This window comes from Mesorhizobium sp. LNHC221B00 (genome assembly GCF_000502935.1).
GTDB classification, from domain to species: Bacteria; Pseudomonadota; Alphaproteobacteria; order Rhizobiales; family Rhizobiaceae; genus Mesorhizobium; species Mesorhizobium opportunistum.
This window is the reverse complement of record NZ_AYWR01000011.1, coordinates 126,856-147,836: the sequence shown is the minus strand read 5'-3', so window position 1 is coordinate 147,836 and position 20,981 is coordinate 126,856. Positions and strand designations below refer to the sequence as shown.

The 20,981-nt window shown below is 59.7% G+C and carries 13 protein-coding genes and 6 pseudogenes; 4 read left to right on the top strand and 15 right to left on the bottom strand.

Translation table 11 applies throughout. The annotated features are described in order from the left end of the window. Positions 1 to 189: 189 nt before the first annotated feature. The 12 genes and pseudogenes from X741_RS151330 to X741_RS151385 form a co-directional block, all read right to left on the bottom strand. Positions 190 to 1,350: a TlpA disulfide reductase family protein gene (locus X741_RS151330; RefSeq protein ID WP_023778210.1), complete on the bottom strand. Its 1,161-nt coding sequence runs from the start codon at positions 1,348 to 1,350 to the stop codon at positions 190 to 192. 1,341 nt (positions 1,351 to 2,691) lie between these two features. Continuing rightward, positions 2,692 to 3,579, bottom strand: coding sequence for a universal stress protein (locus X741_RS151340; RefSeq protein WP_023778208.1), 888 nt, complete (start codon positions 3,577 to 3,579; stop codon positions 2,692 to 2,694). Positions 3,580 to 3,684: 105 nt separating this feature from the next. Next, complete coding sequence (locus tag X741_RS151345) at positions 3,685 to 4,470, bottom strand: response regulator transcription factor (RefSeq protein ID WP_031250093.1); 786 nt, start codon at positions 4,468 to 4,470, stop codon at positions 3,685 to 3,687. Positions 4,471 to 4,497: 27 nt separating this feature from the next. Then, on the bottom strand, positions 4,498 to 4,977 hold the full coding sequence (locus X741_RS151350) for a NifX-associated nitrogen fixation protein (protein WP_023778206.1): 480 nt from the start codon (positions 4,975 to 4,977) through the stop codon (positions 4,498 to 4,500). A gap of 17 nt (positions 4,978 to 4,994) precedes the next feature. After that, on the bottom strand, positions 4,995 to 5,492 hold the full coding sequence (gene nifX, locus X741_RS151355) for a nitrogen fixation protein NifX (RefSeq protein WP_023778205.1): 498 nt from the start codon (positions 5,490 to 5,492) through the stop codon (positions 4,995 to 4,997). Next, positions 5,458 to 6,840: a nitrogenase iron-molybdenum cofactor biosynthesis protein NifN gene (gene nifN, locus X741_RS151360; protein ID WP_023778204.1), complete on the bottom strand. Its 1,383-nt coding sequence runs from the start codon at positions 6,838 to 6,840 to the stop codon at positions 5,458 to 5,460. Before nifN ends, nifX begins: the two co-directional genes overlap by 35 nt. A gap of 9 nt (positions 6,841 to 6,849) precedes the next feature. Beyond that, positions 6,850 to 8,340 (bottom strand): nitrogenase iron-molybdenum cofactor biosynthesis protein NifE, encoded by a 1,491-nt coding sequence (nifE, locus tag X741_RS151365; RefSeq protein ID WP_023778203.1) that lies wholly within the window; start codon positions 8,338 to 8,340, stop codon positions 6,850 to 6,852. Positions 8,341 to 8,403: 63 nt separating this feature from the next. Next, entirely contained in the window at positions 8,404 to 9,945 is a 1,542-nt protein-coding gene (gene nifK / locus X741_RS151370; protein WP_023778202.1) for a nitrogenase molybdenum-iron protein subunit beta, read from the bottom strand. A 124-nt stretch (positions 9,946 to 10,069) separates the two neighbouring features. Continuing rightward, a complete protein-coding gene (nifD, locus tag X741_RS151375; RefSeq protein ID WP_023778201.1) occupies positions 10,070 to 11,572 on the bottom strand; it encodes a nitrogenase molybdenum-iron protein alpha chain in 1,503 nt (500 codons plus the stop codon). A gap of 98 nt (positions 11,573 to 11,670) precedes the next feature. Further along, positions 11,671 to 12,564, bottom strand: coding sequence for a nitrogenase iron protein (nifH, locus tag X741_RS151380; RefSeq protein ID WP_023763052.1), 894 nt, complete (start codon positions 12,562 to 12,564; stop codon positions 11,671 to 11,673). Positions 12,565 to 13,553: 989 nt separating this feature from the next. Next, positions 13,554 to 13,646: pseudogene (locus X741_RS1000000168390) on the bottom strand (transposase); the annotation flags it as partial. Between the two features lie 300 nt (positions 13,647 to 13,946). Beyond that, positions 13,947 to 15,107: an IS110 family transposase gene (locus X741_RS151385; protein ID WP_023778199.1), complete on the bottom strand. Its 1,161-nt coding sequence runs from the start codon at positions 15,105 to 15,107 to the stop codon at positions 13,947 to 13,949. Positions 15,108 to 15,285: 178 nt separating this feature from the next. Between X741_RS151385 and X741_RS1000000171655 the strand changes: the two are divergent. Then, positions 15,286 to 15,357, top strand: a pseudogene (locus X741_RS1000000171655) (transposase); the annotation flags it as partial. Positions 15,358 to 15,460: 103 nt separating this feature from the next. On the opposite strand, the pseudogene X741_RS1000000170915 reads toward X741_RS1000000171655, so the two are convergent. After that, positions 15,461 to 15,683 (bottom strand): annotated as a pseudogene (locus X741_RS1000000170915) (transposase); the annotation flags it as partial. A gap of 87 nt (positions 15,684 to 15,770) precedes the next feature. On the opposite strand from X741_RS1000000170915, the pseudogene X741_RS1000000170910 reads away from it, so the two are divergent. Next, a pseudogene (locus tag X741_RS1000000170910) lies at positions 15,771 to 15,946 on the top strand (IS5/IS1182 family transposase); the annotation flags it as partial. A gap of 9 nt (positions 15,947 to 15,955) precedes the next feature. Here the strand turns inward: X741_RS1000000170910 and X741_RS151390 are convergent. After that, positions 15,956 to 17,173 carry an acetyl-CoA carboxylase biotin carboxylase subunit family protein gene (locus X741_RS151390; RefSeq protein ID WP_023778198.1) on the bottom strand — a complete coding sequence of 406 codons (1,218 nt, stop codon included), beginning with the start codon at positions 17,171 to 17,173 and terminating at the stop codon, positions 15,956 to 15,958. A 292-nt stretch (positions 17,174 to 17,465) separates the two neighbouring features. Here X741_RS151390 and X741_RS1000000168380 point away from each other — a divergent pair. After that, a pseudogene (locus tag X741_RS1000000168380) lies at positions 17,466 to 17,820 on the top strand (helix-turn-helix domain-containing protein); the annotation flags it as partial. Between the two features lie 808 nt (positions 17,821 to 18,628). Continuing rightward, entirely contained in the window at positions 18,629 to 19,798 is a 1,170-nt protein-coding gene (locus X741_RS151400; RefSeq protein WP_031250092.1) for a hypothetical protein, read from the top strand. Here X741_RS151400 and X741_RS01000000166610 read toward each other — a convergent pair. Further along, a pseudogene (locus tag X741_RS01000000166610) lies at positions 19,795 to 20,879 on the bottom strand (integrase core domain-containing protein). The gene X741_RS151400 and the pseudogene X741_RS01000000166610 overlap by 4 nt on opposite strands. Positions 20,880 to 20,981: the final 102 nt, after the last annotated feature.

Sequence of the window (20,981 nt, the reverse complement as noted above, 5' to 3'; positions counted from 1 at the left end):
AGGTCTTCCACCACGGCCAGAATTCACGTCGAACATCACTGCCGCCGCGATGCGGCCGCAGGTCATCGCAAGATACGAACCTCGAACCTGCTGCAAACGATCCGCCCAGTGCTGCATGGTGCCTGCTTGCTGCGGCCAGGCCAGGGCAATGGATGAACCGGCCAGTAAACATTCCGACCACCCCCCTTCTTAAGTATTCTTCTCGCCCGGCCGCGCTTTGGCACCTCCGGGAAGCTTGTTTTGCGGAGCCGCACATAGAGCGCCGTAACAAACCTTCCCGCCTCTGTAGTTGGCCAGGGCCTGCAGCAAATCTGGTAGAAGGTGCTCTTTCAGTTCGTCCGGGATAGGCTCCGGACCGTCCAGCGACTTCAGCGTCAATTCGACCAACTCGATCGCGCGATCGTTGTTGCCGTTATCGTGATAGTACCGGGCGGCAGCCGGATAAGACCGGTACTTAGGGCTGTCGCCTTGCGGGGGATTCAGTGCCAGGATGTGTTCGGACAGTTCCTTGCCCATCGCGAAGCGCTCGGCAGGGGGAAGGCGCGAATGGTCATTAGCCGGGTGGAAAAGTTGGTCTATCGCCGAAACCATCCAGTCCTCGGAGTTTTTGTCGATCGCGTCGCGAACCAATTGGCGCATGACGGGCAAGCCGGTCCACATGTCTTGAATTTTGTGAAGCAGCAGATGCGCATGAGCCAGGCGGAAATTGATGTCGTCCGGCATCAAAGCGATGCCCTCTTCGATCGCCCAGAGCGCCGTCTTCCAATCTTCTAACTTCACCGCCGCCCAGAATCTGTCATCGATCGGCTTCTCCAACGTTTGTTCGCGCGCCATGGGTTCGCTTTTGGCGATCCGCTCCGTATCAGCGGCTTTCGCTTTGTCGCTGGTGCGCCAGCTGCCGTTGAGCACTTCCGGCAAAATCTCATCGAGTTGACTTGGATGACCGATAAAGGCGATCTGGCCGTCTCGGTCGACCACGAACGAGGTCGGAAGCCTGGCGGAAAAGCTGGGTTTCATCCAAAGCTTGTTCATTTCGCCTGTGTAGTCGAACGCGATCCGATAGTTCAGATTCGAGCACCTTTCGGTCAACCGAGCGTTTAACTTGGTGCGAGCCTCAACGGCCGTTGGAGCGTCTTCATTATCCGCGACTGCAACGACCTCAACTCCGCTGTCCCTGTATTTCTCCTGCAGCCGCATCAAATGGAGCATCTCCGCCACACCTGGCCGGCACCAAGTTGCCCAAAATTCGACGATATAGACTTTGCCGGGCTGGAAGTTCGCAAGAGGCTCGCCACGCAGCCAGTCCTCGACTTTGATCGAAGGAGCCGGTGACCCCATCCGCAACACCATTTTGCTCTCCAAAGCTGTTGCCAAAGGTTGCGTGACCTTGTGCGCAAGCTTGTTCCCCCTTTGAGACGGGGAACGAGGGTTCAAGGAAGGGAGAGCATCGCTCGTCTTGCGCATCTGCGTGCAGTCAGCCTTCTCAGTGTTGCTGAGTCTCAATTCGCAAAGGCCGTGCCAACGCGCTCAGCGCGCAGTAAACGCTTGATTACACTTTAAAAAACTTCCGGGGTGCCCAAGATAGCCGGTTGTATTGAATGCGACATGTTTTCTGCCACTGTCAGGTCTTGGACACGCATCAGGCGCTTCGCGTCGCCAGAGATGCGTGGCCACGGATGACTCGACATATATTCTGGCTGAGGGACGAGCAGATGACATCATGACTGCGTTGGCTACCGCCCGCTCGTGATCATCGTCCGCCTCAAGCCTTGCTTGAGCTTCTTGCCGTTTCGGTCGCTCAGGTGGTAGCGGAACGCCATTGCGATTGCAGGGGCCGCTCCATCCGAGCATCGCCTCTGCCCTACCTCTCCCGCTTTGCGATTGAATTCCTGGCTCGCGACCCGGAGTTCTTCGCGACGAAGCCGGTCATGTCCGGCTGCGGGTCGCGAGTACCGTCATCACCAGATTGACGATGATGATCGTGGCGAAGAGGGCCAGGATGAGTGCCGGCATGCGCCGGCCCGGTGAACCTGCTTTTGTCGTTCTGTGTCCCTGTGCACAAGCCCTACAGGGACCGCCTGGAGCGAATGTGAGCGTTGTCGGAATTGACCGGCCAAAGACCGCTCGGTCGCCACGCGCGTTGAGCCGGACCGACTGAAAACGCTGAAGATGCGGCCGTCCTCACCCCTAACCGCCTGCCATTCTAGACCATGCCAACGTGATTTATGCGATCGATTCCCGCCGACCGCGGCAGGAGCCCAGCCGTTCCGACTCGAAGTTGGGGGTCGGCCACGGCACGGTCGTTGCGTTGTTAAGCTCCCGGCCAGTAATGAGGAGATCGTGATAGCGCGCATACGATGCCGCTACGGGTCCGAACTCGCCCTGCCGCGCTGAACGACTCTCTTTGACCTGACGCCGACCTGCGCCGTGATCGTGGCTGCATTGAGGACTGCCCATACCTCTGCCCGGACGTTGGTCTCAGCATCACGGACCAACTCGGGGGAGCAGAAGCAGAACCACCCCGCGCGCGCGTTAGAGGCGTGCGCGGATGTTCTCGGGCGGCGCGTGCAGATTGGCTCCGAGAAGCTTCGCGAAGCTTGCACGTTCGCCGCGATCTTTCTCCGACTTGGCATCAGGATAGTGACCCAGTGAGTAGAGTTTCGAACAGCGTCGGTGCTGCTTCGGAATCCGTCAGCGAGCCAAAAACAGCGGCAATGGCGGCTTCCCAACTATCCATCTCGTCACGCCACCGAAGAGCCGCTCGCGCAGCCGGCGGCTGCCATAAGCCCCCATGACTATCATATCGGCACACGTGTCGATTGCGTGCTGCGCGAGCACCATAGCCACCGGTTTGCCGGCGCTCGCCAGCCGGTCAACCGACACCCGAGCACCGTGCCGAGTGAGATAGGCAGCGATGTCGGCTCCCGGCTCGGTACCGTTTCCGGTGCAGGTCGCCTCCGGATCGACTAGTGCGACACGAACTTCCTCAGCACCGGATAGCAGATCCAGCGCTTCCCGAACCGAACGGGACGCCTCGACTCGCGAATCCCAGCCGACCAGCACGCGCCGTGGAGACAGAGTCGCCTCAGCGCCCTCCGGCACGACAAGCACCGGCTTTCCGGTATCGAACAGGCTGCCATTGATAACAAGGGGTCCGACGTTAATGTCGTTGAGAAGTGCGGGGCCGAGGATTGTCAGGTCGTTGCAGAGCGCCCGCTGTCGCACCGCGTCACCGACGCTGGCCTGATCGCAGTTGGCGATATCGACATCATAGCACCGCCACGTGGCTCTCAGCAGCTTGTGAATTTCTCTGGATGTTTGTTCCAGACTGGCTATGTCCTGTGAAAATCTCTCGATTTGCCTGTACCGTTTTTCCAGTGCGGCAATGGCGTGTGCGCGATTTCTAGGCCACTCGGGGATGCCATCGCCCAGCGGCGGAGGCGACATAACGAGCCGCGGAGGCGAGATAATCAGTACGGACAAATATGCGCCGACCTCGGCGCACAAGCTCGCAGCTGTTCTGACGTCCTGGTCGGACTGGTCAGCTCCCGCTACACTGAGCAGGCTTTTGAAGGCCATCTGACTGCTTCTTTCTAAGTATGTCGCGCCCGTAGCGCGTTTCGAAGCTGCAAGACCTGCCCGGACCAAGACGACAGATGGGGCGTGGCACCACCCCTGCCCAATCTACTCGTCCGGCTTCTCGAGCGAGTAGCCGGCCGACCTGACGGTGCGGATGACGCTACCTGGCGAGGCCGCCTTCAGCGCCTTTCTAATCCGGCTGATATGGACGTCGACGGTGCGTGCACCGATATGGATATTGTCCGGCCAGGCCGCGTCGATCAGTTCGTCTCGACTGAAGACCTTGCCGGGAGCCTGAAGAAAATGCCGCAGCAGGTTGAACTCGAGAGGTCCGAGATGGATGTCGTGGCCATTACCGCGAACCCGGTGAGCATCGAGCTTCATCTCAAGGCTGCCGCAGCAGAGCCAGCTGCCGTTTTCGATCCCGTTTGAACCCGGCTGTGGCAGCGCCAGCTTCGTGCGTAGACAGTCAAGCAGCTTGGCCGGCGCGAAGGGCCGCACAAAGCTCTCGTCAATGCCTGCCTTCAAGAGATCGAGGTGCTGGTTCTCGGCGCCCGGCGCGATCATGGCAATAACGGGCAGGCCGCCGGTCCGTGGCTCTCCCTTGAGCCGGGCGCAGATTGCGGAGCCTGTCGCGGTTGCCGGCCCGCAGTCCAGCACGACCGCCTGGATCTCCCGTTCATCGGCCAATTCGAGAGCTTCGTCCACGCCACCCGCCGGCTCACTCGTGAAGCCGTCCACCCCCAGAATGTGGCTGAGGAACAGATACAACTCCGCATCTTGCGAACAAATCAGGACCAGTGGCTTCATCAGCGCTACCCCAAGAACCACATCGGCCTCGACCGCCTCGATTGAGAGGGCTGGCCATCGCATGTCCTCAAGGCCTGACATGATCCCCTTGACCGAAAATCGGTTCCATCACGCCCGCGCCACCTCGGGATGAGCCTCAATGGCTGCGGTGGCATCGCCGGCCAGTTTGGTACCGGCCGCGGCGAGCTTCCAGAACGTCTCGAAACCAAACCGGTGGACATCGCGCAGGGTCTTCGACAGAACGACCAACCGCCCGGCCGTGAGAAGCACGCGCCCGAAGCCCTCATGGCTCATCTCCATCATCGGCGATGCGATCAGGCCGGAGCGCTCCTCGATCGCAAGCCCGACGGCAGTGTAAAACATCTCGAGCCTCCACAGCACGTCCGGATCGGGATCGCCGATGATCGGGATCGCACGGCGCTTTTCCCTGGTGATGATGAAGTCGCCCAGCAGCTCGGTGTTCGATTTGCCTTCCCAAGACCCGTGGGAATCATGAGCCCGGACTAGCCGCACGAGGCATTTGACGAACGGGGTGGCAAGGGCCGCCTCGTCCTCGGCGACAGCAGGGGTAGCAGCGGCTTCAGACATTTCGCCTCCTCCTCATTTCAGTCCTCGTCCTCGAAGGAGGGTTTCTGTTCAGCGACACCTGCCTTCGCCAGCACCTTGCGCAGCCAAGGGGGAGGACACGTCCTGAGCATCATCTGCGTGCGCAACAGCACCTCTTGGATGGTCTGGGGCTGCGGCACTTTGATCGGATGGATCTTTGCGGAAACAAGTTTGGCTGCCGAAGGTCCGCCGATCGCCAGACAAAACAGCAGATGACAGCCCTTCAGCGCCTCCACCTTCGGGGTGATGCGGTCATCGCCCTCAGTTCGGTGTTTCCCGCTCTCGTCGGAAACGTCATCGAAGGCCACGGCTTCGACGAGATTCCACTCCTCCCGCATCACGTCGTAGACAGCAAAGCGCCTGGCCGACCCGAAATGGGCGTTGAGGTTCTTCATGTCCTGCGTGGCGATCGCCACGCGCAATGCGCCGGCCTGGCGTTCCGGCGTCGGTGCGTGAACCTGGTCAGTGACGAGCGAGAGGCGACGGACGGAGCTCATCTGGCATTTCTCGCTTACGGAGTGGATCAAGCGCCTCAGGCGTCGGCGCGTGCCCGTTGGCTTCGAAAATGTTGGCAACCTCGAAGATCAGGTCGCGGGTCCCTTGGTAGAGGATTGTGAGCTTGTGCTGGGCCCCGAGCCGGTCGAAGATCGGGAAGCCGACCCGCATGAGCGGAATGCCGAGGCGCTGCGCCGCCTGGCGGCCGTGGGAATGAGTAACGAGAAGATCAGCGCCGGCGCCAAGCGCTTCCAAATCGCCGAGATCGCCGATTTGAACCGACTGCGCCGGCACTTCCTCCAGAATTTTCGACATAGCGGCCGTTGTGACCGCCGCCGCGATTTCGGAGCCCATGCCGATGAAGAAGCTCGCGAGTTGGTAGAGTTGGTCTGGTTCAGCAGCGATCGCAATTTTCTTACCTCCAAAGTGGAAATGTCCGTCGAGCAACGCGTCCTGCAACTGCGCCCGGCGACGGCGTACCCCAGCCGGCGCCGCCGCGCCCGAAACCGCCGATAGGTGCGAGACGAACCGGTCTGCGTCCTTCAATCCAGTCAGCGACCGAAACAGCACGTAAGGCACGCCGGTTAACCTGTGCAGCAGCTCGGCCGGGCGGCGCATATGCTCACCGATGACAATGCATCGCTCGGCCGTGCCAAGCTCGCGGATATCCTCGACGCTGGTGCCGCCATAGGTGGTCGTGACCCAGCGGTCGGGCACCGTACCGTCGAGCGAGCCGGAGATGTCCGGCAGAATCACCGGCTTCAGTCCAAAGCTTTCAATCATCTCACGCAAATGCTCGATATCAGCCACAGTGAGGTTCCAACCAGGCAGGATCACGATCTTCTTCGATTGCCGCGCCTGCTCGCCGGGCCGCGTAATCCTTTCGATCATCGCGGTGACAGCCTTGGCCCAGCCCTCTTCGATCGCGCCGTCGAAATCCGGTGTGTTGGCTAGCACCACCTCCGTACCCGCGAGTTCTTCCCTGCGCTTCAGCCTGATATTGGCAATATCGCCTGCGCAGTCTTCACCCCGGGTTTCCACCAGCGCCGTGGTGCAGACCCCGATCAGCGTTGGCTTTGTGCGGGCCTTGAGATTGAGGATCGCCTCTTCCAGATGGTCTGCCCCGCCGAGGATCGTCGCCACCTCGTCCATCGCCGTCGTCTGCAAGGGGATGGCTTCCTTGAAATGTCGCACGAAGAGCACGAGGGCGAAGCTGGTGCACCCCTGGCTGCCGTGGAACAATGGCATCGCGCCGTCGACGCCAAGAAAGGCCAAGGCGGCACCCAATGGCTGCGATGACTTCAGCGGATTGACCGCCGCCGCTTTGGTCTGGGGAAGGATGCGGACCATCGACTCTCCTCAACACTCGCCGAAATTGCCGGCCGTCGTGCCTGCGAGTTCCTGGACAACATGCAAGGTCGCGGTCTCGCTTTTCGTGCGCGGCAGTTCCTGCCTCACCGCAGGCTGGCAATCCCATGGTGCCGGTTCCCGCACCTGGCGCCAGATCGGGTTATGAATAGCGAGGTCGATCTGGCGTACGAGTTCCACCATGCCGTCATAGCCGGCGTAAGGATGTTGGCGCTCCTGGTTGATATCGAGCCAGGGTGTCTTGGCCTTCAGGGCGATGAACTGCGTGCGCCCGCCCGACAGCATGATATCGGCCTTGCATTCTGAGAGCATGGCATAAAGCTCGCGCGCCGCCATCTGCTCGAACATGTGGTTGTCGTCCTTGAGGATCTGCTTGATGCGTTCCTTGTCTTCGACGGTCGACTTCTTGACAGAGGTGCCGACGATCTCGATGCCGATCTCCATCAGCGCATGGACGACCGACCAGGACTTCACACCGCCGGTGTTGAGCAGCACGCGCTTGCCTTCGAGCCTCGGCCGGTAGGCCGCGAGCTTCTTCCAAGCGATCGCCTCCTCCTCTGCAATCAACGCCTCGGTGCGGCCGAGGATCTCCGGATCGGCACCCTTCTTCACCAGCAGCTGAGAGATTTGTCGGAGCGCTTCCGAGGTGTCGGTGATGCCGTAGAAGGAGCCCTCGAAAAACGGGATGTCCCAGCGCTGCTCCATCTTGCGGGCGAGATTGATGAGCGCGGTCGAGCACACCATCATAGCCGCCCGGGCCCGGTGCGCGCAAGCAATGTCGAGGTAGCGCGCGTCGCCCGGAATGCAGGCGCGCACCCGGATGCCCAGCCGATCAAGGAGCGGCTTCACCAGCCAGAATTCGCCCGAGAGGTTGAATTCGCCAAGGATATTGATGTCGTAAGGGCCGGCATCGTCGGGCTCCGCCGCGCCGATGACATGATCGAGCAACGCCTCGCCGGCAAGCTTGTTGCCGAGATTCTTGGAGCCGACGAAGCCCGGCGCATTGATCGGCACCACCGGCAGGCCGAACTTTTCCGCCGCGCGCTTGCAGACGGCCTCGATGTCGTCGCCGATCAGCGCCGTCACGCAGGTCGGATAGACGAAGATCGCCGGGGGCCCATACGCTTCCTTGATCTCGCGGATCGCTTTGAAAAGCTTCCGCTCGCCCTGCCCCATCACCACGTCGAGTTCGGTGAGGTCGGTCGTGAAGCTCGTGCGCCACAGCGTTGGCCCGGACGAAGCCGCACCGCGGTTGTCCCAGGAATTGCCCTCGCAGGCGAGCGGCGCATGGATCAGCTGCGCGACGTCGGTGATCGGCTGCAGCAGGATCTTGGCGCCATCGAAGGCACAGCCGCCGGCCGCCGCCCCGGGGGCCAGTGGCTTCGAACAGCCCTTTTTGCGCGCCTTGGCATCCTTGCCGCGGTTCTGCTCGCAGGCGGGCTCGTTGAAGACATCCTGGATTTTGGCTCTGAGCGAGGACATTGCGTCGGTCTCCAAAGTCCCTCGGGAAGACGACCGGCCTCAGCGAAGAGCCGGCCGCCACGCTTAGCGGGTGAGGTCATACGAATAGTCCGTCACGCCCGTCTCGCTTGTCTCGCGATCGAGCTTGTCGAAGATCTTGTCGAGGATCGTCGTCAGGACGCGCAACCCGCCTTGGTAGCCCATAAGCGCAAACCGATGGTGATGGTGGCGGTCGAAGATCGGAAACGTCAGCCGGATCAGCGGCGTGCCGGTGTCGCGCTCCAGATACTTGCCATAGGAGTTGCCGATCAGCAGGTCCACCGGCTCGGTGAAGAGCAGCGAGCGCATCGCCCAGAGGTCCTTGCCCGCCCAGACTTGAGCATCCTTGCCGAAGGGCGAGGATGCAAGCAGTTCCTTCAACTCCGCTTCCCATGCCGAGGTGCCATTGGTGGCGAGGCAATGGGTCGGCTCGCCGCCCGTCTCCATGATGAAGCGGGCCATGGCGTAGACAAAGTCCGGATCACCGTAGATGGCGTATTTCTTACCGTGCAGCCACGATTGGCTGTCCGCCATGGCGTCAACAAGTCGGCCGCGCTCCAGGCGGATTGTCTCGGGGATTTGCTTGCCGGAAATCGCGGAGACCTCCATCAGGAAGTCGTCGGTCGCCTGGACGCCGAGAGGGTAATGGAACGAGGCCATCGCCTGCCCGACCTCCTCGCAATACTCCAGTGTTTTTCGGGTGTTGTAATGCTGTAGCGAAAGTGTCGCCTCGGCGTTGAGTGCCTTCCTCACGTCTTCGATCTTCGTGCCGCCGTCATACATGCGGTATTCGCCGTCGGACGGCGTGTCGAACTGGTCAGAGGCATCTTGGATGAAAGTATAGGACACGCCTATCAGATCGAGCAGGCGCTTGAGTTCCCGGTTGTTGCCGACACAGAAGCCGTCGAAGCCCGGAATGATGTTGATGGTTCCCTCGGCTTCCGTTCGCTCCTCGCCCTTCCAGAAATGCTCCAAAATCCCCTTGAGCGTGACGTCGTAGCCATCGACGTGACTGCCGACGAAGGCCGGCGTATGGGCGAAGGGGACGTCGAAGTCGCGCGGGACCGAGCCTTCGTCCTTGGCGTTCTCGATGAAGCTGTGCAGGTCGTCGCCAATGACTTCCGCCATACAAGTGGTCGAGACGGCGATCATCTTCGGGTTGTAGAGTTGGTACGTGTTGGCGAGCCCATCGACCATGTTCTTCAGACCACCGAACACTGCCGCGTCCTCGGTCATCGAGGAGGAAACTGCCGAAGCAGGCTCCTTGAAATGGCGCGATAGGTGCGAGCGGTAATAGGCCACGCAGCCCTGGCTGCCGTGGACGAAGGACATGGTTCGCTCGAACCCCGCGGCCGCGAACACCGCGCCGAGCGGCTGGCAGGCCTTGGCGGGGTTCACGACAAGCGCTTCGCGAGCAAGGTTCTTTTCGCGGTATTCCCACGTCTTGGTGAATTCGCGTTGGTCGGCAACGATCTGGTCCGGGTGCGGACATTCGAAATTCAGCCTCTTCTCGGCGAGCATCTGCCTGTATTCCGGCTCGCGGAACAGGGGCGCGTGGTCGAGAACTTTTTCAGCCGACTGCGGCATGGGTGGTTACCTCTTTGCATCTGGCCCGCCATACGGCGGCACAGGGACGTCGAAAGTTTCAGGTCTCCCGCGGACAAGCGGCCACAGGCGTTCGCGGCCTCCCGGCTTCCGGGAGGCCAGGTTTTCATTCGGCTGCGATCGCCGCCGACGGCTCGGCTTTTTTCTTCCAGGGGGCGTCGTAGAGGTTCCAGACCGGGTTGTTGATGGCCAGATCCATATCGCGGGCGAAGATGGCGAACCCGTCGTAGCCATGGTACGGGCCGGAATAATCCCAGGAATGCATTTGACGGAACGGTATGCCCATCTTCTGGACCGGGTACTTTTCTTTGATGCCGGAGCCCACGAGATCAGGACGGATCCCTTCGATGAACTTCTCCAGCTCGTAACCAGTCACGTCGTCATAGATCAGTGTGCCCTTCTTCACGTAGTGGCCGGTGCGCTGATAGTCGTCGTTATGGCCAAATTCGTAGCCAGTGCCGACGATCACCATGCCCAGGTCCTCATATGCCGTGACGACGTGACGGGGGCGCAGCCCGCCGACATAGAGCATCACCGTCCTGCCTTCGAGGCGCGGCCGGTACCTCGCGATGACGGCATCGACCAACGGCCGGTATTTGGCGATGACCACCTCGGCCTTGGCCTCAATTTCCGGCCCGAAGTGCTTGGCTATCTTGCGTAGAGAGGCTTCAGTCTGGGAGGGGCCGAAGAAATTGTATTCCATCCAGGCGATGCCATACTTTTCCTCCATGTGCCGGCAGATGTAGTTCATCGACCTGTAGCAATGGATGAGATTTAGCTTCGCCTTTGGCGCCCGCTCTATTTCGGCCAGCGTAGCGTCGCCCGACCAGTTGCCGACCACGCGCAGGCCCATCTCCTGAAGCAGGATGCGCGAAGCCCAAGCGTCGCCGCCGATATTGTAGTCGCCGACCACATTGACATCGTACGGGCCGGCCTCGAACTCCACTTCCTTCTTCTCGAACACCCAGTCTCGGATCGCGTCGTTGGCGATGTGGTGGCCGAGGGATTGCGAGACGCCGCGGAAGCCCTCGCAGCGCACCGGCACGATTGTCTTCTCGTGCTCCTTGGCCTTGTTGCGGGACACAGCTTCGGTGTCGTCGCCAATCAGCCCGATCGGGCATTCGGATTGCACAGTCATGCCCTTGTTCAGCGGAAACAGTTCCTCGATCTCGTCGATGATCCGTTCCAGCTTCTTGTCGCCGCCGAAAACAATGTCCTTCTCCTGGAAATCGGAGGTGAACTGCATCGTGACGAACGTGTCGATGCCGGTCGTGCCGACGTAGTAGTTGCGGCGTTGAGACCAGGAATATTGCCCGCAGCCGACCGGGCCGTGCGAGATATGGACCATATCCTTGACTGGACCCCACACCACGCCTTTCGAGCCGGCATAGGCGCAGCCGCGAATCGTCATCACGCCGGGGATGGACTTGATGTTCGATTTGACCTCGCATTCGGAAAGGACCTCGCTTTCCTCGCCAGCCTCGTCGCCGCTCTTTGCGACGCTGAGGTGCTTTCTGCGGCGCTTCGCCGACTTATCAGGATATTGCGACAGCACCTCCTCGATAAGCTTCGCATGGAGGGCGCCGTCATTCTCGTATTGCAGGCTCATGGGACCCCTTTCAAGGTTCAGGGTGACGCCTCACCGACGAGGCGCCGTTCTTTGAAAGGCGCACCAGGTCAGGCGGCGCCTCATGTCGGCAGCAGTCGCTACTGTGCGGCAGTCTTGGCCGCTTCCTTGACCTGAAGCTCGGCAAGCATCTGCTCGTCGGTCTTCATGATGCCGAAGTCGAGCAGCATGTCCTCGAGCTCCTCCATGGTGATCGGGGTCGGGATGGTGCCCTGGCCCGAATTCCCGTGGATCTTCTCGGCCAGCGCCCTGTATTCCCCGGCCTGCTTGGAGTCCGGCGCATACTGGATCACAGACATCTTCCTGAGCTCGGCGTGCTGGACGATGTTGTCGCGCGGCACGAAGTGGATGAGCTTGGAATTGAGCCTGGAGGCCAGCGCTTCGGCGAGGTCGAGCTCGCGGTCGGTTTGGCGCTCGTTGCAGATCAGGCCGCCGAGCCGCACGCCGCCCGAATGGGCGTATTTCAGGATACCCTTGGCGATGTTGTTGGCGGCATAGAGCGCCATCATCTCGCCGGACATGACGATATAGATTTCCTGGGCCTTGTTCTCGCGAATCGGCATCGCGAAACCGCCACACACCACATCCCCGAGCACGTCGTAGGAGACATAGTCGACGTCGTCGTAGGCGCCGTTCTCCTCGAGGAAGTTGATCGAGGTGATCACGCCGCGGCCGGCGCAGCCGACACCCGGCTCGGGTCCGCCCGACTCCACGCATTTGATGCCTTTGTACCCGACCTTGAGCACGTCCGCGAGTTCCAGGTCTTCCACCGAACCTTCCTCTGCCGCGAGATGCAGGACCGTATCCTGCGCCTTCGCGTTCAGGATCAGGCGGGTGGAGTCGGCTTTGGGGTCGCAGCCGACGATGAGGATTCTCTGCCCGAGGTCGACCAGGGCGGCGAGCGTATTTTGGGAGGTGGTGGACTTGCCGATGCCGCCCTTGCCGTAAAAGGCGATCTGACGCAAACCTGACATGTAGCTTTCCTTCCTTCGTTCCCATTCATCGCGGCTGCCGCGACATGAATGCCGGTCGGGCAGCTGTAGCCGCCTCACACCTAAGGATCTCAAGACTCGTGCCAATTTGGCTGATCCAACCGACGAAACAATTTTATTTTTGCTTTTCAGCTGCTTAGCGTGAGGCAAAAACAAGAGATGGGCTAACAAGCCCCTGTGTAGCGGACCCGACAAAGGCGACAGGACGCGTGGGATTCCGTAACTGGCGACCGCTGTTGACCTCGCCGGCCCATCTTCCCGCCCTTAGATGATCACCGCACCGGGACCCCTGTTTTTGCGCGAAACGGGACCCCTAGCGAGGGGGAATTAAAGTGCCTCCTAGCGTGCCGTGGGACGATTGCAAAGATCCGCCGCATTGCGTTAGTCCAGGGGAAGGTGATCAGCAGATTTGTCCCGAACTCAAATTGTCGCGCGACGTGCGCTCGGGCAGACGGAATTGTGGTCGCTCGCCAAAACAATACAGCGACAAGATGGACATTCAGCCCAACCTTCAAATTCGGCCGGATTACAAGTCCAACGTCCTCGTTGATCGGGACATCATCTTTCCGGGGAGTTGCCGCGGATAGTGCATTTGGAAGCCGCGGTCGGTCTCACGGCAGAAACCGAGCTTCGTCAGGTCACTTCCATCTTCCGCGGGATGGCGGGGAAGGCCGTGGCGATTTAGGCTCGACGGTGTGTCCGAGGCGCGGGGGACTGGGTTCGCCAGTTGGTCTGGCATGCGTTCAGAGTGGGGTTGGGAGACGCTTTTGGGCTCTGGGGACTGTTTTATTTGGGCGCAGCAGCTGGGGCGGTCGCGTTGCTGGCGATGACCAAGCGGATGACTTTGGCTGGCGGCGCGCGAAGGTCCGGCGGCGACTGCGGCAGACGCCGATAAGGATGGTGAGAGCATGGCGATGCGCAGCGTGTCATGAGGTGTCGGCCATGTTGGGGCTTTACGTGGCAACGGACCGAGCGACACGATGGCCGTTGGCCAAGAGCCCGTAGTGGCGGATGCGATGGAATCCGTCAGGAAGAGCGTGCAGCAGGAAGCGCGGGATGAACTCTATATGGGGATAGTCAAGGGGATCGGTCAGTATGGCTGCATTTCGACCTCCTGATACAATTTTTGCAGATCCGGTATGAGCTCAGCTTCATGACGCGGTTCGCGAACGAACCCGATCCAACTTATATACGGTTAGCGGCCGAAGCGGCTAGACCAACATCCCGCGTGCGGCGGATTTGAGCTCAAGGCAGCGACACCATTCTCGTCGGACGGCTTGAGAGCCATATTCATCCTCGGTTCGCCTCCCGGATCTACCAGGACACTTGTCCTTCGGTAGATTATTTACAGTGATGTAATTGGGTCATGCCGACATCACTGCGCCTTCGATGACAACCCCGGCATTGATGTACTTCCAAAGGGCGACAAACAGCTTGCGGGCGAGAGCGACAATCGTCGATTTTTTGTAGCGCCCTTCGTTCTTCGTTACCCTCGCCTTGAACCAGCGGCTAAGCTCTGAATCTGGCTGATGGCGCACCCAAAGCCACGCCAGTTGGACAAGCGTCGTTCGCAGTCGAGGGTTGCCCGCCTTGGATACGCCTTGATCGCGATCAACCTGACCGCTCTGCCATGGCGTCGGTGCGAGACCAGCATACGCGGCCACCTGCCGTCGGTTATCGAACTGTCGTGATAGCCCTTCGGACCATAAAATGGCGCCGAACTCCGGGCCAACACCTCGGAGGTTAAGTAACAACGCTGGGGCAGGTGACGATGCCGACGCGGCGGCAAGCATAAGGTCGCGCTCAGCCTCGACCTGTTTGATTTGCTCAATCAGCAGTTCGATGCGATCGAGTTCACGGCTGATTTGGGCTTTCAGCGCCGCTGGCAGCGGTCGACCATCCCCGGTCGCAAGGTCGTCCAAGCGCTTCCGCCGGTCGCGCCGCAACGGTTCGTATCCCGAGATACCTTGACCGAACAACAGGCCCTTTACCCTGTTGACGTGGCGGACACGCTCGTTTGTCAGCGCTTTACGCTCACGCACCAAGCGGCGGCGGTCTTCTTCTTCCGGGGTTGGGACCCGAAGCATTGCACAAACCCGCGGCTCGCCGCGTTTGTAAGCCAACAGTGCTCGGACCAGGGCCTCACCGTCGATCTTGTCAGTCTTCGCCCGCCGGCGGCGGCGAGACGTAGCAATCGACGCGGGATCGACGACATAACTCTCGATCCCTTCACGTTCGAGGATTCTGTGAATCCAGAACCCATCGAGACCAGCCTCCTGAACTGATACCATCCGAAAGCTTCGACCGGTGCGCGCCTTGGCTTTGCGCTGCAGCTCAGCGAAACGCGCCAGCAATGCCGGAACATCGCTGCCCGCCACGATATGCTTCGACATCTTCTCGCCCGCCCCGGGCGAAAGTGACGTGATTAGCCATTTCGATCTCGAGAGTTCCAACGACACGAAGATTGCGGCAAGATCGACTCGAATAGCGGCTGGAGCTTCTTTACGGCTGGCTGCAACTGGCATTGCGGACCTCCTGAGGGTTGGTGGGCGACATCACACTCTGCCGAAGCGGTGGTCGCTATTCACTCCCCATGGGATCTCGTGGGCGCTCAAGGTCATGAGCTTGGGCTGTCGTGGTGGCGATAATCCTTCCAGCGGAAGCCGACCTTTCCCTGGATCGAGTGGGTCGTCTTCGCCAAGCCCGTTCGGCGGTCCCGAACAGGTCCTCGCCTACCCTGGTCGCTACACCCATCGCGTCGCCATCGCCAACAGCGGTGGGCTTTCAGATGGGTCGCGTCGATCATCAGTTGGTGGGCTTCCCGCCCTTCACCGCGAGCGCGGCGAAAATCTTGTTGAACACGCCCAGCCTGCTCCCTGCTCCAGCGAATGAAGCGATTGTAGATCGTCTTGTGTGAACCGTATTCCGCAGGCGCGTCGCGCCACCGCAGGCTTCCTAATCACGAAGGTGATGCCGCTGATGATCCAACGATCATCGACACGAGACACCCCCTGGGACAGCGGAAAATCTGGCTTAATGCGGCGCATCTGCGCTTCCGACAGCCAGATCAAATCACTCTTGACAGCGTCTCCCTGCGCCATCATTGAATCAGGCGATTGCTATCCCCACAAGCGATTTAATACGTCCTGGACCTAGAAGGCGCTTGACTTCAAACCGCCGAATAGAGAAGCCAATCGGTGAAGGCTCCGGCCCCTGGGGCAAAGGGGCTATGGCGCGGGCAAGAAGATCGTCAGCCGCAAGCGCTCGGGTCAAGCATCTGTTCGTCGACGCGGCCTACGATCGGCTCAAGCTCATGGGCAAGGCCGCCCATGTCGACTTCGTCATTGAGATCATCCGGGGGCGCTGTTGGTTCCTATTCGGTCGGAAATGGTGTGATCGACCAACTGATTAAGTCGACGGCACGCTGAACGATCGCCTTGGTCTGAGCAAGGCTGGGTGAAAGGGCGACGACTGATCCCATAGAGTCTCGGTAATCGCCTTTCCTGACGATCGGCGTCTTGGGTTGAACAATAAATTTGACCTCGACGACACCTGGTACGGCAGCCGCCCGGCTGCCGCCATCGATCCAATTGAGGATGCCATCGCGATCAGGAACTAAGGACCGCAAGGCCACAGTCTGCGAATGCCTTTTGCGCAAATCCCATTCCTCGCCGATGACAAGCTTGAGGTGCTCGGTGATGAGATCGACGCCGTAAGCAATCCGAATCAGTTCAGGATCGCCACCCGGCATGCGCGGATTTACTTCAATGACGACTGGGCCACGATCCGTCCACCGGAGTTCAATGCAGGTTGGCCCCCAGCCAAGGTCGAGAGCTCGCAAACATCTCAACGAAACATCGGCGATGCGTTTATACTCGTCATCATTCAGCGGGGCCGGAAAGGTGTATTCACGAACGACGAAATGCGGTGGGGGGCCAAACTCAGCGGCTGCAATCGCAATGACCTCATTTCCCATTATGTCAGCGCAGTAGTGTGGGCCTTGTGCGAATTCTTCGACCAGTATCCTCGGCGTAGACCGCCATATGTGCCTGCCGCCCAACAGATAGGTAGTATGTTCGGCTAGCTCATCGGCGTTTCGGCACAATCGGACACCGATGCTGCCGATGCCTACGGCTGGCTTCAGAACGACCGGCAGGCCGATCTCCGCGGCAGCGAATTCTACATCCATCGCATTCGCCGCCAAGCGATAAGCAGGTATTGGAACACCGGCGTCCGCAAGGAGCTGACGTTGAGTGAATTTGTTGCAGCATCGTTCAATGGATTCGGGGTTCGGTCCCGGTAGATCGAAATGCCGGCAGAGCTTGCCAACTGTCGCATAGACCGCCTCCCTGGCGCTCGTAATGCCAGCAATATCATAAGTCGCACGTAGCCGGGAACATTCGCGGATCAGCGCATCGAGATTGTCTGTATCAACCCGGATTGCCTCAACGCTTTCGGCCGCAAGATAGTCGTACTGAGCTGGATCAGCCGACAGGATGATTGGATGAAGACCAAGACACTGGGACGCTTGGACGTATAGCGGACCATTATACTTTGTATATTCAACCAGGATGAGCGCTCTTCTTGCCATGGCAGTTGTCTCCGACGTTGCGGCCTGTGCGGCGGTCTGAGCGCAAATGGCGTCAGGTCGTTATCCGTACCTGCCCAGGCTTAGCCCGATGAACGTACCATTGTCAGCGGCCCTGCGGCCGCAAAGATTCTGTAAGTTTAGTTTAAGGATCTGTTGCACACTTTGGTTGCCGGCTGTGTGGCACGGAGCGTCTCGACGATTTCGGAGGGTTGCGATGTTCAGGGGACGCTAGTCATCTGGAACTGAAGTTCATTTCATTATAGGGACTCGCGACTGAAGAAGGAGCGAGGGGATGGCCAATGCGACGGGACGGCCGATTTCGCCGCTGGTGTTGAGTGCGGATGAGGGGCCTATCTTGAGCGCGTCAGGTTCGCCGGCGTCGTGTGGCGGGTCCATGCTGAACGATGCCGGATCATTCTGCGGTGCGCAGATGGCCTTCCCAGCAAGTCCGTGGCAGCCGAGCTCGGCGTTCATGAGCATACCGTCGGCAAGTGGCGGCGGCGCTTTTTGAAGCAGCGCGTTGACGCCCTGCTGGATGAAGCGCGCCTTGGCAGTCCGCGCACAATCGATGACGATCAGGTCGCTGCCGTGATCGAGCGCACCCGCGATCGACCCCGGCGGACGCCACCCACTGGTCGATCCACTCACGACGGCAAAGGCAGACCGCTGGTGATGCTGCTGAGAGCCAGAGGCAGATGAGCGAGTACAAAGGCGCTGCCATCATGATCGACGCTTTGCCCGGGCCCAAACCTTACGGCGACAGGTGCTATGACGCCGACTGGTTCCGCGAGCCCTCGCATAGCGCAGGATGACCCCCTGCATCCCGTCAAAGGTCAATCGAAAGGTGCCGATCCCGCACGACGCCGCACTCTATCGCCTGCGCTTCGGATCGAGAACATGTTCGGCAGGCTCAAGGATTGGCGGCACATCCACACTCGCTATGACCGCTGTGTGCGCACCTTCATGTCTGCCATCTGCATCGCCGCCACCGTCATCTTCTGGATTAATCAATGAATCCCAAGCTAAATGCCATCTGCCGGTGACGCCATAAATCTTTACAAAGACTTTAAATTTTGTTTCCCATATCTATGATATAGTTCTGTCTCGCCCTTGGTGTTTGCGGTTTTGGGTGCAAGTTACTTTGCCTGCTTTATCGCCCTCCGCTGTACCGAATCACCTGCAGCGATTGGGTACAGCGCGTACATATTGGCTGTTTACAGTTGTTTCGCTTGCACAGTCGACTGCGACGGATTGGAGGCAGTAGTGGATTGGATATCCGTTTTAGACACCTATTCTCCGGCAGTCGCACAGCAGTTGCGCGACAACGCACACCGCCGGCTGGGTGACTATGCACGTAGTATGGTAGAAGGGGTGCCTGGATCGCCGATGTTGAGACGGATCGGGCGTCGTCACTTCGAGACGGCAGTTGCTCGCGTTCATGGGGAACGCCTCGGTATGAGCGTCTTGCAAAACGCCTTGCAGGAGTTCTGGACTGCGCCAGTGTTGCACTCAGGGCCACACGTCCAGCTTTATGCCGAGGAACTTACGTTCACGATGGTCGCCTTTGCGCACATCGCGGCACTTCACTCTGGACAGCGGTTCGCGTGGTTACTGCCGTGTTCCACCGTCACCATGGAATCCGGTCGATTCCAGGGTCCGGGATGGCTGACCATCGAAACTGTCCCAATCAACGTCTTCGGCCTGTCCCGGCGGTGCCTGGCGAGAAGCAGTGTTTGTGCTTTAGGCGGCCCCCTGGAGTTTCGACTGGAACCGCCCGCCGACCGAGCGCCCAGCGGTGCAACGAGCTTGCGCCAATGGCTGGGTGGCAAAACATATGAGAGCGCCAGCGTCGCCTTTCACGAGGCAAATCGACAGCTCCTCAAGCTCTGGATGCGCAAAAAAGATACGCGGCAAATCGTGCTGGATGACGATTTCGCCGTCGAACTTGTAATTGAGCATCTGCAAGATCGCGACAGCATTCTCACTCGTTGCTTATTCGATCGCGATCGCTGTCAGCGGCTGCACGACGTTATCCGTCGACTGCAATCGGAATTGCCCGCTGCTTTAGTTCGCTACCCTACCGACATGTTTTGGCTTGTTCGTAACGGAAGAACCCGAAAGTTGCGTCTGGTTGACAACCGACTAGTTGAGGACGGGATGGATAGTGGATGCGATTCCGTCCCGATGCACCTGCCGGTCATTCTAGAGATGCTGCGACAGCGAAAGCTCTACCCAAACACCTACATCATCTTCTTTGCCTCGGCGATCCTAACGGGCTCGCGTCTCCTTGGCGGAGTCAGACAAGCTTTATATATGAACGGTCTTACCAGATCGTTCAGTGAAGTTCTGTCCGCGAGGGATGCAGATGAACGAGCTGTCCTGCGTGTGCTGCATGATCCCACTCTTCATGGCTGGGTGGCTGGCGCGGCTTGGGCTAACGCTGACGATTGGCGCCAGTTACTTGATTTTTCCCAGGCGCAAGGAGCTTTGGATAAAGTCATTGACCGATTGGCCGGTGAAACCCTGCAGGCGGCGTCGGCCGACTTTCAGCGTATCCGCTATAGCCGGGAGATCGCGACACTGAGCCATCCTAACTCCGCTGAATCTGCCGGCGTAGCAGTCTAATGCATGAAACCAGTGTGGATGAAGGCTGATAAACATACGGCTAAAGGATTGCTTTGGCCCCCGACCAGATGATTAGTTCCAAGGTTTGATGGTCGGATCGAGCCTGAATCGTTCGGTCTCTTTGTCCAGGTTGTGCAGAGTACTCCTTGAGGGTCTTCAGTCGGCGACCGAAATTGTAGGCTGAGACAAAGTCGGCGAGATGCTGGCGCAGGTGGTCATGGCTTTCGTAGTAGAAGCGCTTGACGGTCGCGTCCTTGATCGTGCGGTTCATGCGTTCGACCTGGCCGTTGGTCCACGGGTGCTTTGGCTTTGTCGTTCGGTGATCGATAACGGCCCTTGAACAGGCGTGTTCGAAGTCATGAGCCCCGCCACCATGGCTTCCTTGATCAATGGGACGGCCGAGCCGCCGGCGCCTGGGATCGTGAACTGGATGCCGTTGTCGGTGAGCACCGTGTGGATCTTGTAAGGCATGGCATCAAGAAGGTGGCGCAGGAAGTCGGCCGAAACCGCTGTCGTGGCCTTCTCATGCAGTTCGACGAAGGCAACTTCGAGCTCCGGTCGATGGCCACGAACATATGCAGCTTGCCCTGCTCGGTTCGGTGCGGACCTCGGCGATATCGATGTGGAAGTAGCCGATCGGATAGGCCTTGCACTTCTTCCCTGCCGACCTGTCACCCTCGACATCCGGCAATCTGCCTATCCCGTGACGCTGCAGGTAACGAAGAACGACACATGCGGGATCGTCGGCTGAAGCGCAGGCAATCGTCCAGCGGCAGCAGCGTATAGCGCCGAAAGGCGACGATGACCGCCTCCTCCTTGACTGACTGCACTGTTGAGCGCGCTTCTCTTGGCCCGGTCGGAAGATCGGCAGTCGACGTTCGGTTCCTCCACTTCCTATCCGTCTTCTGATATCAACTCCTGCCATTCAATCATCACGCCGGCTGAACGGCCGCGGCTGGGCGCTTACCTTCTGATCGATGCCATATCGCTTCGTCAGCGCCCTCAGCCTCTCTTGATTATGCTGTTTCGCTCGACGGACCGCCTCTGTCGTCGTGGCGCTCCCATGCAGAACCTGGCCTATAGCGCATCCTTTGATTCGGACGACAATGATGCGCTATCATGATCAAACAACTACGGCGCCACGGTGGTCGTCCGATACACGCGGCGAAAAGCGATGACCGTC